Below are 1247 nucleotides of genomic sequence, written 5' to 3'. Positions count from 1 at the left end.
CAGGGCGAGATCGCGAACGTTTTTTGACCAAAAAAGGATCGGTTTGACGATCACCTCTGGCTGTGATCATATAGGCCGATTCTAAAATAGTTCGGGATAGATACCGTGGATATCGATACATTTAAAGACTACTTCAGTGCCGTTGATGATAACCGTCAGAGTGCCAAGATAACCTACCCACTATTTGACCTGCTCTTTGCTTCATTGTGCGCCGTTATTGCGGGTTCCAAAGGATGGTACGATATTCGGGAATACATCCTAGGCCACCATGATTGGTTTAAGCACAACGGCATGTTTAAAGACGGTATTCCTGCCGACGATACTATCGCACGTGCCATCTCCACGATTGAACCGAGCGCCTTTCAAGCTTGCTTTATCGATTGGATGAAAGCCGTCCACCAAATGACGGATGGTCAGGTGGTCGCGATCGACGGCAAAACCCTAAAAGGCTCTTACAACCGTGAAGATAGAAGCAGTACGATCCACATGGTTAGTGCGTATGCCAGTGAAAATCATCTGGTGCTCGGTCAGCTCAAGACAGACGAAAAAAGCAATGAAATCAGTGCTATTCCCGAGTTAATCCGTCTGCTCGACTTACGTGGTGCGCTAGTCACCATCGATGCCATGGCCTGCCAAACGACGATTGCCAAGACGATTCTTGAGCAGGGTGGCGATTACTTATTAGCGGTGAAACAAAACCAGGGCAAGCTAGCGAACGCGATCACCGAGGCATTCAGTGAGCAACGTCGAACCTTCAATGACGATGTCGAGTTTGAATATGGTCACGGTCGTATTGAATCACGTCAGTGCTATGTGCTTGATAAAGCGTGTTTATCAGGCGACTTTACCCGTTGGCCATCAATGCAAAGCCTTGTCATGGTTGAGTCTTTGCGTGTTGAAAAAGGGCGTCCGATATCGCTGGAGTATCGTTACTATATCAGCTCAAAATCACTGACTGCCGATGAGGCAAGCCGTGCTATCCGCTCGCATTGGGGCATTGAAGCCATGCACTGGGTATTGGATGTCAACATGGGTGAAGACGCCTGCCAAATTTATAAAGACAATGGGGCCGCGAACTTTGCCTGTCTGCGACACATGGCCTCAAACATGGTGCGGGCTGAGCCGACCAAGATCAGCTTGGTGGCCAAACAGAAGCGCTGTCTCATGAATCCCAGTTTCTTAGAAAAGGTTTTAGCCGCAGGCATACCGGCGATGGTTGAAAAATAAACACTCATGCGCTCGCCCTG

The 1247-nt window shown here is 48.8% G+C and carries 1 protein-coding gene; it reads left to right on the top strand.

Annotated elements, in window-relative coordinates; all coding sequences use genetic code 11:
- The first annotated feature begins 105 nt into the window (after window positions 1-105).
- Window positions 106-1227, top strand: coding sequence for an ISAs1 family transposase (locus EHW58_RS15550; protein ID WP_172970069.1), 1122 nt, complete (start codon window positions 106-108; stop codon window positions 1225-1227).
- The last annotated feature ends 20 nt before the right edge of the window (window positions 1228-1247 follow it).

This window comes from Salinivibrio sp. VYel1, assembly GCF_009377945.1.
GTDB lineage: Bacteria > Pseudomonadota > Gammaproteobacteria > Enterobacterales > Vibrionaceae > Salinivibrio > Salinivibrio siamensis.
The sequence above is the reverse complement of the archived record's forward strand: the minus strand, read 5'-3'. Positions and strand labels throughout refer to the sequence as shown.